Source organism: Psychrobacillus sp. FSL W7-1493, assembly GCF_038004905.1.
In the GTDB taxonomy this organism is placed as follows: domain Bacteria; phylum Bacillota; class Bacilli; order Bacillales_A; family Planococcaceae; genus Psychrobacillus.
In genome coordinates, this window is record NZ_JBBOSB010000002.1 from 283,962 (window position 1) to 296,976 (window position 13,015).

The 13,015-nt window shown below is 37.6% G+C and carries 9 protein-coding genes; all 9 read left to right on the top strand.

All coding sequences use genetic code 11. The features are described 5' to 3' along the window. Nucleotides 1–37 precede the first annotated feature (37 nt). Nucleotides 38–1,243, top strand: coding sequence for an EAL-associated domain-containing protein (locus tag MKX96_RS18950; protein ID WP_340886696.1), 1,206 nt, complete (start codon nucleotides 38–40; stop codon nucleotides 1,241–1,243). Between the two features lie 216 nt (nucleotides 1,244–1,459). Continuing rightward, nucleotides 1,460–2,671: a NupC/NupG family nucleoside CNT transporter gene (locus tag MKX96_RS18955; protein ID WP_340886698.1), complete on the top strand. Its 1,212-nt coding sequence runs from the start codon at nucleotides 1,460–1,462 to the stop codon at nucleotides 2,669–2,671. Nucleotides 2,672–3,028: 357 nt separating this feature from the next. After that, nucleotides 3,029–3,802, top strand: coding sequence for an ABC transporter ATP-binding protein (locus MKX96_RS18960; RefSeq protein WP_340886700.1), 774 nt, complete (start codon nucleotides 3,029–3,031; stop codon nucleotides 3,800–3,802). A 15-nt stretch (nucleotides 3,803–3,817) separates the two neighbouring features. Continuing rightward, nucleotides 3,818–5,695 (top strand): AMP-dependent synthetase/ligase, encoded by a 1,878-nt coding sequence (locus MKX96_RS18965; protein WP_340886702.1) that lies wholly within the window; start codon nucleotides 3,818–3,820, stop codon nucleotides 5,693–5,695. Further along, nucleotides 5,692–6,576: a branched-chain amino acid ABC transporter permease gene (locus tag MKX96_RS18970; RefSeq protein ID WP_169360040.1), complete on the top strand. Its 885-nt coding sequence runs from the start codon at nucleotides 5,692–5,694 to the stop codon at nucleotides 6,574–6,576. The genes MKX96_RS18965 and MKX96_RS18970 overlap by 4 nt, the downstream gene beginning before the upstream one ends. 4 nt (nucleotides 6,577–6,580) lie before the next feature. Next, on the top strand, nucleotides 6,581–7,642 hold the full coding sequence (locus tag MKX96_RS18975; RefSeq protein WP_298472206.1) for a branched-chain amino acid ABC transporter permease: 1,062 nt from the start codon (nucleotides 6,581–6,583) through the stop codon (nucleotides 7,640–7,642). A 38-nt stretch (nucleotides 7,643–7,680) separates the two neighbouring features. Then, complete coding sequence (locus MKX96_RS18980) at nucleotides 7,681–8,895, top strand: ABC transporter substrate-binding protein (protein ID WP_340886705.1); 1,215 nt, start codon at nucleotides 7,681–7,683, stop codon at nucleotides 8,893–8,895. Between the two features lie 20 nt (nucleotides 8,896–8,915). Next, nucleotides 8,916–9,701: an ABC transporter ATP-binding protein gene (locus MKX96_RS18985; RefSeq protein WP_340886709.1), complete on the top strand. Its 786-nt coding sequence runs from the start codon at nucleotides 8,916–8,918 to the stop codon at nucleotides 9,699–9,701. A 562-nt stretch (nucleotides 9,702–10,263) separates the two neighbouring features. Further along, nucleotides 10,264–13,005 (top strand): EAL domain-containing protein, encoded by a 2,742-nt coding sequence (locus MKX96_RS18990; protein ID WP_340886969.1) that lies wholly within the window; start codon nucleotides 10,264–10,266, stop codon nucleotides 13,003–13,005. Nucleotides 13,006–13,015: the final 10 nt, after the last annotated feature.

Genomic DNA, 13,015 nt, shown 5'->3' on the forward strand with positions numbered 1-13,015 from the left:
CAACTTATCATGTATATATAGGTAAGGAGGGTTCAGGATGGATGCAATTGATATTCTAACGAACTTGGATAACTTGCAAGCATATTTTCAACCTATTTTTAGTGCAGACGAACATATAGTAGTCGCATACGAGGTTTCTGGAAAATTGCTGCATGATGATAAGCTAATAAACTTAAATGCGTTTGCTTTTGATGAAGAGGTGCCAGAGGAATATAGAGTTGAGGTCGAACAAAGAATTCTTCATATTGCTTTAGGGCAGCTTGTAGACCAGCCAAAAAACTTTGATATATATCTTCCATGCAACGCCAATTTACTAGTGCTAGATTATGGCGAAGGGTTTTTTGATATTATAAAACAATATATCCCAGAGGAAGAACTTTCTCGAATTGTTATAGTAATTTCCGAACATAACTTTAAAGGGGATTTTCATCAGTTAAATAATATAGTACGTTACTTTAAAACCTATGGAATAAAAATAGCGATTAACCAATTAGGCTCAGAGAGTCATCTCGATTATATACAAATGCTAGCACCTAATATCCTTAAGGTAAATATAGAGCAGCTAAGCTATGAATCCTGGGGTGCACAGAATGACCTTTTTACATCACTTAGTTCATCTGCGCGTAAAATTGGAGCAAATATGCTTTTTGAGGGTATTGATACAGTTCACCAGCTTCAATTTGCCTGGAAAAATAGTGGCCGATACTATCAAGGGAAATATTTAGCTGAAGCGGGCACTGGGCTAATCCCACGAAATCAATTAAAGAAAAGCTTTAAGGATAGGTGTCGACAATTTATTGCAACAGAAAAACGTATATTAGAAGAGAATTACAAGGCATTGAAGGAATTACAAGTTAATCTAGAGAAAAAAGTTCAAGCTATCAAATCTTCTAGCGAAGAAGTAGAAGATTTATTGAAACTAGCTGAAGAGCTAAGTGAATACTCGTTCCGTCTTTATATTTGTGACGAGGAGGGCTTCCAGACCTCGCCTAATATTGTTCGAACTGATTCGCATTGGGAGGTTGAAGAAGACGCCATTAACAAAAACTGGAGCTGGCGCCCATACTTTCTAAAAACAATTATTAAGATGAGAAATGATCAAAGTGGTGTGTTCTCTGATATTTATAGCGATATTCAAACAGGCGAAATGATAAGAACCTTCTCTGTCCCAATCAACGAGAATGAATATATGTTTATTGATATTTCCTATGATTATTTATTTAAAAAGAATATCTTCAGATGAAGCCTACTTTAATTTAAAAAAGTATGTAAGGGTGCCTTACTATCTAAGTAAATAAAATCCATCGATCGAAATCTTACCTAAGATTTCGATTTTTTTTGTATATTTATTGCCCAGATTAGTGCTATATTTTTCCGTTTCTTTCAAGGATATTAGGGAATAGCTACAATATGTCTGATTTTAAAAGGCGAATTATACATAAAAAGAAGGTGTTTTGACATGAATATACTTTGGGGAATTGGTGGAGTTATTGTTGTGATCGGGATTGCTTTTCTCCTTTCCAATGCTAAAAAGTCGATAAATTTACGAACCATACTGATTGGTTTAGCTATACAGATTGCATTTGCATTTATGGTATTGAAGTGGGATTTGGGACGCTGGGCATTACTAAAGCTTTCCAAAGGAGTTCAAAATTTAACTGGGTATGCCAATGAGGGGATATCTTTCTTATTTGGCTCATTGTCTGATGTGGATGAGTTTGGGAGCATCTTTGTTATACAGGTGTTAACTATCATCATTTTCTTCTCAGCTTTAATTTCAGTTTTGTATTATTTGGGCATCATGCAGTTCTTTATAAAGATTATTGGAGGAGGACTATCCAAGCTTTTAGGAACTAGTAGGGCAGAGTCTGTATCTGCTGCAGCAAACATTTTTGTGGGGCAAACAGAGGCTCCTCTAGTTGTTCGCCCCTTTATTGCAAAGATGACTAACTCAGAGCTTTTTGCTGTGATGACAGGTGGACTTGCATCGGTTTCAGGATCCATTTTAGTAGGATATTCTTTGTTAGGGGTGCCACTGGAATATTTGCTTGCCGCTAGCTTCATGGCTGCGCCAGCAGGTTTGATCATGGCTAAGCTAATGTTTCCTGAGACGGAAACTGTGGAAGACACCGATTTCAAGATGGAAAAAGATGATTCAAACGTCAATGTAATTGATGCTGCTGCAAGAGGGGCCGCAGACGGGATGAAGCTTGCAGTCAATGTAGGAGCTATGTTATTAGCATTCATCGCCTTAATTGCTCTTTTGAATGGTTTAATTGGAGGGATTGGAGGACTCTTTGGCTATGGTGAGATAACGATAGAAGGGATATTAGGCTTCATATTCTCTCCATTGGCTTTTGTAATAGGAGTACCTTGGTCAGAAGCAGTGGCGGCGGGATCCTTCATTGGTCAAAAGCTAGTTTTGAATGAATTTGTTGCTTATAAGGCTTTTACCGATGATATGGGGAACCTTTCTGCTAAAACCAATCTTGTCGTAAGTTTTGCTCTATGTGGCTTTGCAAATTTAAGCTCAATGGCAATATTGTTAGGTGGATTAGGTTCCCTAGCTCCAAACCGGAGACCAGACATTGCAAGATTAGGGTTTAAGGCAGTTATTGCAGGAGCGCTTGCATCATTACTTAGTGCTGCAATAGCAGGAATGTTTTTATAAACAGTGATCTTCATAAAAGATTAAACGAGAATACTTTCTGTTTATTAATTGTAGCTACAGGCTCTGGCGAAAAGTGTGAGGCAGATATGACATCACAAAATGTCCATCAAAAAATAAATATTATTTGTCGAATAATGAATTTAATAAAACCTCCTATGGAACTAGTCATAGGAGGTTTTCTTTTTGGAAGATAAAATAGTAGCGCTATATAGACTTTAGATTTCAACATTTTCAAACATTTAACGACAAAATATTAGGAAAAAAGTCGCATAAAATTCGTTGACAAAATTATTGTTTGTAAAGTAATATTCAACAAAAGCTTACTTGTAAACGCTTAACTTAAAGGGGGTATCCATATTGGATCCTATATTAGAGATAAAAAATCTCTCTTTACAATTTGGAGGGGTAAAGGCACTAGAAGATGTAAGCTACCATATTAACAAAGGAGAGATTTTTTCGTTAATAGGTCCAAATGGAGCTGGAAAAACTAGTATGCTGAATTGTATTAGTGGTCTCTATCAACCGACTGGTGGCTCCATTTTGTATAAAGGTCATGAAATCATAAATATGAAACCTTATAATCGCACAGCTTTAGGGATTGCTCGTGCATTCCAAAATATAGCGTTATTTGCCCATATGTCTGTGCTAGACAACCTAAAGCTTGGAAGACATACATTGATGAATTCCGGACCGATTAGCGGAGGAATGTACGTTGGAAAGGCTGCAAAAGAAGAAATTGCTCACAGACAGAAAGTAGAAGAAGTAATTGAATTTTTAGAGCTTCAAGATATCCGTCATACTCCTGTCGGTACGCTGCCTTACGGTTTACAGAAGAGAGTCGAGGTGGGAAGGGCACTTGCATTAAACCCTGACCTTATCTTATTAGATGAACCAATGGCTGGGATGAACAAAGCGGAAAAAGATGAAATGTCACATTTTATAGTTGAGATGCATGAGACGATGAATATGACGGTAGTCTTGATCGAGCACGACTTAGGGGTTGTTATGAATTTATCGGAACATATAGCTGTATTAGATTTTGGTAGACTTATTGGTTTTGGAACCCCAGCAGAAATTCAAGAAAATCCAGCTGTTATAAAGGCCTATATTGGGGAAGAAGCCGTTATTTAGGAAGGGGAAATTAAAATGGATCACAAAACATTACCCACTCTTTTAGCGGAAAGGTCTGCTAATCATGAGCAAGAGGTTGCTCTCAGGCAAAAACAGCTAGGGATTTGGCATGAGGTTACTTGGGGGGAATACAGTAAAAAGGTAAATCAATTATCTATTATATTATCTGAATATTTCGATTTTTATAAAGGGGAAAGGCTAGCAATTATAGCAGATAATCGGCAAGAGTGGGTTTATACTCAACTTGCTGCACAAAGTTTAGGTGGTGTAACGGTAGGGATCTATCCAGAATCATTACCTGAACAAATTATTTTTTATCTAAATGACTGTAAGGCCAGAATCGTATTAGTTGATAATCAAGAGCAGGTAGATAAATTATTGGGGATTGAAGAACAAATACCATTAGTTGAGCAAATCATATTTTTTAACAAGCAAGGAATGAGGCATTATAAGCATCCAAAACTAGTAGACTTTGAGGATTTACTATCAGACGGCATATTATTGTTGCAAGATAAGGCAAAGTTCCTTGTTGATCCACCTGAAGAGGTTTTGGAAAATGACCCTGCAATTATTGCCTATAGTGCAGCTACATCAGGGATGCCAAAGGGTGTCATTTTAACGCATGCTAACCTAATTGATGCAGCTGAAGGTCTACTAGCTATTGATAACGTGAAAACAAAGGATGATTATTTTTCTTTTTTACCTTTCGCTTGGATTCATGAGCAAATTTTAGGGATAGTAACTCCTTTAATTAAAGGCGTGGTTGTTAACTTCCCCGAACGCCCACATACGGTTTTAGGGGATCTTCGGGAGATAGGTCCACATACATTGCTGGCTCCACCAAGAGTTTATCAATCTATCATGTCTAGTTTTACGAACAGGATAGAGGGAGCAAGTAAGTTTAAAAAAACAATTTACAATTTTTTCAAGAAATTTGGGGACAAGGCTGCCCGTGCAGAATTGAACAAAGAGCCAATCAATTTCGTAGACAAAGCAATGTATGTATTAGGAGATATTATCGTTTTTAGTGCTATTCGTGATCATTTAGGTTTAGCGAGAGTTAAAAGGGCTTATGTTGCAGGAGCTGCTTTGCATCCGGAAGCTTTTTACTTTTACCACAGTATTGGAGTAAATCTAAAACAAACCTATGGGGGGACTGAGGTTGCTGGTATAGCTTTTGTTCAAAGAGACAAAGACGTAAGAGCCGGAAGCTCAGGAAAAGCATTACCAAATACGCTAGCTAAGATTGGAGAAGATGGAGCAGTATACATTAAAAATTCAGCTGTTGCTACAAATTATATAGGTGGAGAAAGTACGCATGGTGGGGATGGATGGATTTCCTTAGGTGATTGTGGTCACTTGGAGGATGACGGACATCTTTACGTGCTAGATAGATTAGAAGATATTATTATTGCCGAAAATGGCCAAGTTATTTATCCGAGACTGATAGAAAACAAGTTAAAATCGAATCCTTACATTTTAGAGGCAGTTTGCTTTGGTCAAAATAAGCCATATGTAACTGCAATGATCAATATGAACTGGAACAGTATGGGGAGATGGGCAGACAAACAAAGAATTGCCTACACAGATTACGGAGAGCTGGCTAAAAACAATCAAGTGATAGAGTTTTTGGAACAACAGGTGTCATTGTTAATGAAAGATTTACCTTCCTTTGCAAGGGTAGAGAAATTCACACTGTTACACAGACCATTTTCAATAGAAGAAGGAGAGCTCACCAGAACCTATAAAATAAGAAGAAATTTCATTGAAGATCGTTACAGAGTGTTGATTGACGGGATGTATACAGAAAGAGAAAGTATTTCTGTAGGGTCGAGTGAGATGGATAACGTAAGAGTGGTTCAACTAAATAGAGAGCAGGAGGTGACGTTATGACATTCTTTCTTCAAATGCTCGTCACGGGAGTGGTAGTCGGTAGTATCTATGGTCTAGTGGCATTAGGGTTTGTACTAATTTATCGGGCAAGTGGTGCACTAAATTTGGCAAATGGAGAGTTTGTTATCGTTGGCCCCTATATTTGTTTAGTTTTGATGACCGCTTACCGCATCCCTTTCTTTATTGCCTTGTTAATTACCCTTATATTCAGTGCCATTTTGGGGTTAATCGTGGAAAGATTGGTTATCCGTCCTATTCAAAATGCTCCAGTAGTATCTGTTATTATGGCGACAATTGGACTTTCTAGCTTACTAGGGGGAGCCGTTCATATGATTTGGGGTCACCAAACAAGAATGTTTCCTAAAATATTCCCAACAACTCCTATAAATATATCAGGGATTATTATTAGTCCTGTATATCTTTGGTCATTTGTAATTGTCATAACACTGCTAACCATATTCTTGTTGCTGTTCAAGTTTTCAAAAATGGGAATTGCTATGCGAGCAGTGGCGGATGATCGTCAGGCTGCGATGTCCATGGGGATCAGTGTGAAGTATGTGTATGCAGCAACTTGGACTATTGCTGCTGTTGTTGCAGCGGTAGGTGGGATATTGCTAGGGAATATCAACGGCTTAAGTCCTACTATGTCTGCAATTGGTTTGACCGTACTGCCGGTCGTAATTTTAGGTGGATTGGATAGTGTTCTTGGAGCAATCGTAGGTGGATTTATAATTGGTATTCTCCAAAACATGGCAGGGGGATATATAGATCCACTTGTAGGAGGAGGCTTAAAGGAGGTTGTTCCATTCATAGTGGTTTTACTCATCTTAATGTTAAAACCATACGGACTATTTGGTAGTAGAACAATTGAGAGGGTGTGAACCTATGAGGAATCTGTTTGTTAGAGAAAGTGGTAATTATAAGATCTCTTATTTAGATGATGCAAAAATGTTTGGAACAACCTCTGGCAAGATTAAAGGTTTGTTAATAGTAGCCATGGTCCTCTTGCTGCCATTAGTTACTACTAATTATTGGATTGGTCTTCTTACTCTCTGTTCTATTTCAGCGATTGGGGCAATCGGACTTAATATACTGACGGGCTTCACTGGGCAAATATCGATTGGAGTAGGCGCCTTTTTAGGTGTAGGTGGATATACGTCAGCAATTCTTACCTCCACCTATGGATTAAGCTTCTGGATTTCTTTACCGTTGGCTGGAATCGTTACAGCTTTAATAGGGGGCTTGTTCGGTGTTCCTTCCCTCAGACTAAAGGGTTTGTACTTGGCTATTGCTACTTTAGCTGCGCAAGTTATCATTTTATTTGTTATTAGTCGCTGGGATAGTTTAACAGGTGGTACTGCTGGAATGGTATTGAATCGTCCAAAGGTTGGGGACGTTTCTTTAACGAGTAATACACAATATTATTATTTATGTGTCATTATTTTGTTACTTACCGTCTTGTATGCTACTAATCTATTGAGAACAAGAACTGGAAGAGCCTTTTTGGCTGTCCGAGACAGAGATATAGCTGCACAAATAATGGGGATCAATTTATTTAAATATAAGGTAATGGCATTTGTTATTAGCTCGTTCTTTGTCGGTATATCTGGAGCTTTACTCGCACATTACACAATGATTGTGAGTCCAGAACTATACAACTTTCATGTGTCTATCGAGTACCTGGCAATGATCTTGATAGGTGGCTTAGGAAGTGTATTTGGTTCTATTCTAGGAGCAGCTTTTATAACATTGTTACCTGTACTGCTAGGTTCCTTCGTAGATGTTTTGGCAGCTTTTATGCCAGACTTCTATCAGTTGTTTTCAGCTTTTAAGGATTTTGTTTTTGGAGCTGTCATTATTTTATTTTTAATCTTTGAACCAGGAGGACTCGCACATATTTGGCTCAATTTTAAGAAATACTTTAAGCTTTGGCCATTTTCTTATTAGCTAGTTTTCGTTTTCTATTAGAAACAAGGGGAGTGTTGATGAAGTTGAGAAAAAATAAATTTGTATACAAAATATTGGGGATTCTTTTCGTGTTATTACTAGGGGCTTGTTCAGAGGAAGGTACATCTGAAAGCAGTGATGGCTCGAGAAAAGTAGTTGTTGGTGGACTATATGATATTACTGGTGGTACTGGAGACGTTGGAACCCCTTACGCAGAGGGAGAAAAAGCGTATTTCAAATATGCTAAAGATAAAGGAGAAATAGAAGGCGTAGATTTGGTTTTGAATGGGAAGGACTATGCTTATTCTATTCCAGAAGCCCAAAAAATTTACCAAGAGCTGCGAGATAAAGAAAAAGTTTCTGCTGTACTTGGCTGGGGAACGGGAGACACAGAGGCATTACGTCAACAAGTGGCTAGCGACAAGCTTCCTTTCTTCTCTGCATCTTATTCTGAGAACCTAAAAAACTTAGAGGAGAGTCCTTATAACTTCTTGGTGGCTGCTTCATACTCCGATCAAGGGAGAACTGTATTAAAGTGGATTAAGGATAACCATAAAGGCTCTGAACCAACGGTAGCATTATTGTATAACGATACAGCGTTTGGGCGTTCTCCAATCGAGGATATTAAAGCGTACGCGGCTGAAATTGGTATAAAGATTGTAGATGAACAAATTGTTGATGTACAAGCTACCGAAGCACAATCTCAGTTATTGAATATGGAGAAGAAAAATCCAGATTATGCAATTATCCAAGAAACCTGGGGCGCAACAGCTACAATTCTTAGAGATGCTAATACACTGAACATAGATACCCAATTTATAGGGTTAAACTGGGCCTCTGGTGAAGGAGTTATTACAATAGTAGGGGAAGATGTAGCGGAGGGCTATATTGGTATTCTATCTCATGCTTTACCATACGAGGATCAACCAGGGATGGCAGAGGTAGAGGAATATTTAAAAGGTGAGGGAAAAACACTAGAAGATATCAATCAGAAATTTATCCAAGGGTGGTCGGCTGCTAAAATTATGGTTGCTGGTATAGAAGAAGCGGCTAAAAAACATCCGGATGGCGATATTACAGGAGAAGAGATTAGATCAGGTCTTGAGTCTTTAAATAACTTTGACCTTGGTGGACTTGGAGCACCGGTAAGCTTCAGTGCGGACAATCATACAGGCACGGAGCAGACTCGTCTAGGCATAGTGAAGGGCGGCAAATGGGAGCCTTTAACAGATTACTTTAGCTATAAGGACTAAAGTGGAAATGAGGAGCTGGCATGCTAAAGGTAAATAATGTAGAAGCAGTATACTCAAAAATTATTTTAGCTTTAAAGGGAACGACTCTTAATGTTCCGAATGGAGACATTGTAGCTCTTTTAGGCAGTAACGGTGCAGGGAAATCTACGGCGCTTAAAGCGATTTCAGGTTTACTTTATGCGGAAGATGGACATCTAACTGATGGAACGATTGAATTTGAAGGCAAGTCATTGAAGGGACTAACTACTGATGTGATTGTAAGGAAAGGCATTTTCTTATGCATGGAGGGTAGACGAGTTTTTAAGGACTTGACGGTCGAGGAGAATCTAACAGCTGGGGCATTCACTCGAAAGGATCGTTCTAATATAAAAAAAGATATAGAGAAAATCTATGGATATTTTCCAAAGCTAAAACCTTTAGCTTCCCGTAAAGCGGGTTTCCTTTCGGGGGGAGAACAGCAAATGCTCGCAATAGGAAGAGGAATCATGGCAAAGCCAAAGTTACTGCTATTAGATGAACCATCGTTAGGAATAGCACCCTTATTGGTCAAGGAAATATTTCAAAACATAAAACAAATAAATGAAGAAGAAGGCACTTCCATCTTAGTTGTGGAACAGAATGCCAATGTTGCCCTATCGATAGCTGACTACGGATATATAATGGAAAATGGTAGAGTAGTTTTACAGGGTGATGCTGCGAGTCTACTATCAAACACAGAAGTTAAGGAACATTATTTAGGCATTGGCAAAGAGAAAAATTATAGAGATAATAAAGGAGCTGGACGTAAACAGCGAATGGTTTGGTAAACTAGCTCACTATAAGGCTGGGACATTACTAGTCAATCAATTAAAAGACGTGAAATCAGAAATTTGATTTCACGTTTTTACTTTTTTGAAGGTAACTGATTTCTAATAATAAATTCTCTATTCTCGTTGATTGGAGAGGAAGTCGCGGCTCCTGAGTGAACAGTCCAAGCTAAAGCCTAAGTGAAGCAAAGCAATTAGGAGGTTGAGGCTGTGCCCGGAAAGTGCGCGCTGTAGTGGAAAACAAATACATTCTATTTTGAGGAGACTTTTGTCCAAGCCATGCACTTGTTGCGCCATTTCATTGGAAGAAAAAACGGCATATAAAAACATTTTAACGAAATAGGCATTAAGTGCTATATTTTTAGTTTATATTTAATGAAAAAAGGGAAAGTATTAATAGGTAAATCTATCTCTTTGATATAAAAGATATAAAAATGATTATTTTTTGTTTATTATATAAACATATCAAAAATGCTAGATTTATTTACAAAAAAAGGTGTTAATATAGATATTAATTAATCTATATTAAAGATTTATAGATTATTAAAAATGGAGGTACTTTATTGTGAGAGAGCAAACGAGATATTCTCGTCTAGCCCATATAACAAAGCTGATCAATACAAAGCTAGATCTTAGAGAGGTATTGGAGCAAGTCATCAAGGCTATATCTGAGGAAATTGTTCAATGTGATTCTGTAGGGATTTATTTGCCACAGCAGGATGGACAATTTAGGGGGTTCGTAGGGAAACCCGAATATATTAATGGTTTTACGTTAGATATGCATTTGATTGAGACGGAATATGACTTGCTTGCTAAAGAAGTAATAGAAACGCAAAAAACTATATATATACCAGATACATCAAAGGATACTAGACCAGATCCAAGGAATGTGAAAGCTTTCCAGATAAAATCTTTACTAGCTCTTCCTATCTCTTTTGAAAACGAGCTTTTTGGACTTGTTTTCTTGTTCGATTACGGTACGCCGATGAACCTGACGGAGGATGAAATCCAAACCGTAGAAGCCTATGTGAATATGGCTGGGGTAGCTATTCAAAATGCTACCAATCTTACTAGAAAAGAGAACCTAATAGCGGAGAAGCAATTACTTCTAGATCATACTCGAGAGCTATCTATGTGTTCCACCATGCAGGAAGTAATTGATCGGTGCTTCTTCTATGTAGGGAAAGTATTGGGCAACTATAATATTGGCGTTCATTTATTGGATCCTATGGCTGATAAGAATATAAAGCCAGCAAGTCTCAGTCAAAATAGTGATTGGACTGAAGAAGAATGGATAAGAACCCATGAAAACTTAGAAGTAGATGAAAATGATCTCGTAATTCAAGAAGTCATTCAGACTAAAAAAGCAATTATGATACCTAATGTTTTTGTAGATAATCGTCCCAATCACGAGGCCTGTAGAACGTTTGGTATAAGGGGAATGTATCTGTGGCCATTAGTGACGATGGGAGAAGTACTAGGGGTAATTGCTGTAGTAAATTTGGATGACGAAGAAATAAACTATTCCGAGTCTGATATTCTTTTAGCGCAGTCCATTGTGGACGCAACTGCAGCTAGTCTTTCTAATATGCTTTTTATGGACAAGCAGGAAACCATTATAGAAGAGAGAACCTCGGAAATCCGTGTAAAAAATACAGAGCTGGAAAGAGTTGTTCACGAGCTGCAGCATCTTAGTAATGAGAAAGAATTGATCTTAAACTCTGCAGGTGAAGGGATTTTTGGTATAGATTTGTGCGGAAGAATCACGTTTTGTAATCCAGCTAGTGAAAAGATGCTAGGTTATGAAAAGGGAGAGCTGATCGGTACGTTATCTTCTAGTGTTATTTGCGAAGAGACTGAACATTCATCCTTTGGAGAAACCGTGCAAATGTTTTGTAAGAAAGATAAAACAAATTTAGCAGTAGAATATGTTCTTTCCTCGATTGTAGAAGATGGGAATGTTATTGGGCAAGTAGTAACGTTCAAAGACATTACTGAAAGAAAGAAAATGGAGGAAGAGATCAGATACTTGGCTTATTACGATAGTTTGACAGATCTTCCAAACAGGGTCTTGTTAAATGATAAGTTAAAAAAAATCCTAGAAGATAAGGAACAACAAGGAGCAGTTTTATACTTAGACTTAGATCGCTTTAAATTAGTAAATGATAGTTTAGGACATAGCTATGGCGACTTGTTGCTTAGAGAAGTGGCAAACCGTCTTCAAATAGTAATCCCGACAGATGCGATTGCATCTCGACAAGGGGGAGACGAATTTACGGTTGTCTTGCCTAATATTCAATCTAAAAAAGATGTACTCGAAGCAGTTGAGCGGATTTCAGACATATTCTCGCAACCTTTTTCATTAATGGGAAATGAAATTTATATTAAGACGAGCATAGGGATAAGTATGTTTCCAAAAGATGGCGTGGATGTGGAAGTACTGATAAAAAATGCAGATGCGGCCATGTACAAATCCAAGGAAAAATCTGGTACAGGATTCCACTTCTTTGAAAAGGAGATGAATACCAGGTCATTAGAAAGCATTAAGCTAGAAAATGCTCTATATAAGGCGCTTGATCGGAACGAATTGGATGTGTATTATCAACCACAAATTGATAGTAGGACGAACGATATAATAGGAGTGGAAGCTCTTTTAAGATGGATACACCCAACAAAAGGGATGATTTCTCCTGCAGATTTTATACCAATTGCAGAGGATACAGGGCTAATTGTGCCGATTGGAGAATGGGTACTGGAGAATGCCTGTAAGCAGTTGAAAGAGTGGCATAAAGAAGGAAATGACTTTATGAGTGTTTCGGTAAACTTATCCAGCAGACAATTTGAAGAAAATGATTTAGTAGAAATGGTGCAGAGAGTTTTATCTGACGTAGACCTAGCACCAGAATTCTTGCACTTAGAATTGACGGAAAATCAAATCATAAAAAATAAAGATTTGACTGTTGAAATGATGGAGCAACTTAAAGAGATTGGTGTAAAGATAGCGATAGATGATTTTGGAACAGGATATTCTTCGCTAGGCTATCTTAAAAACTTTCCAATTGATGCTTTGAAAATAGACAAATCTTTTATTCAAGATATTAGAGAAGATGATGATAGTAATTCAGCTATTACTAATACAATCATTACATTAGCAGAAAATCTCAAGCTCAATGTAATCGCTGAAGGTGTCGAAACAAGGGAACAATTAGATTTTCTTTTGTCAAAGGGCTGCTATTTAATGCAAGGTTATTACTTTAGTGTTCCTTTAAAAGCAGGTGCATTGAAAGATAAATATTTAATTTAATAGGGGGAAA

Excerpts from the sequence above, each read along its gene's own strand:
- MKX96_RS18985 (WP_340886709.1), top strand. The coding sequence starts at position 8,916 with ATGCTAAAGGTAAATAATGTAGAAGCAGTATACTCAAAAATTATTTTA.
- MKX96_RS18975 (WP_298472206.1), top strand. The coding sequence starts at position 6,581 with ATGAGGAATCTGTTTGTTAGAGAAAGTGGTAATTATAAGATCTCTTAT.
- MKX96_RS18980 (WP_340886705.1), top strand. The coding sequence starts at position 7,681 with ATGAAGTTGAGAAAAAATAAATTTGTATACAAAATATTGGGGATTCTT.
- MKX96_RS18955 (WP_340886698.1), top strand. The coding sequence starts at position 1,460 with ATGAATATACTTTGGGGAATTGGTGGAGTTATTGTTGTGATCGGGATT.
- MKX96_RS18950 (WP_340886696.1), top strand. The coding sequence starts at position 38 with ATGGATGCAATTGATATTCTAACGAACTTGGATAACTTGCAAGCATAT.
- MKX96_RS18965 (WP_340886702.1), top strand. The coding sequence starts at position 3,818 with ATGGATCACAAAACATTACCCACTCTTTTAGCGGAAAGGTCTGCTAAT.
- MKX96_RS18970 (WP_169360040.1), top strand. The coding sequence starts at position 5,692 with ATGACATTCTTTCTTCAAATGCTCGTCACGGGAGTGGTAGTCGGTAGT.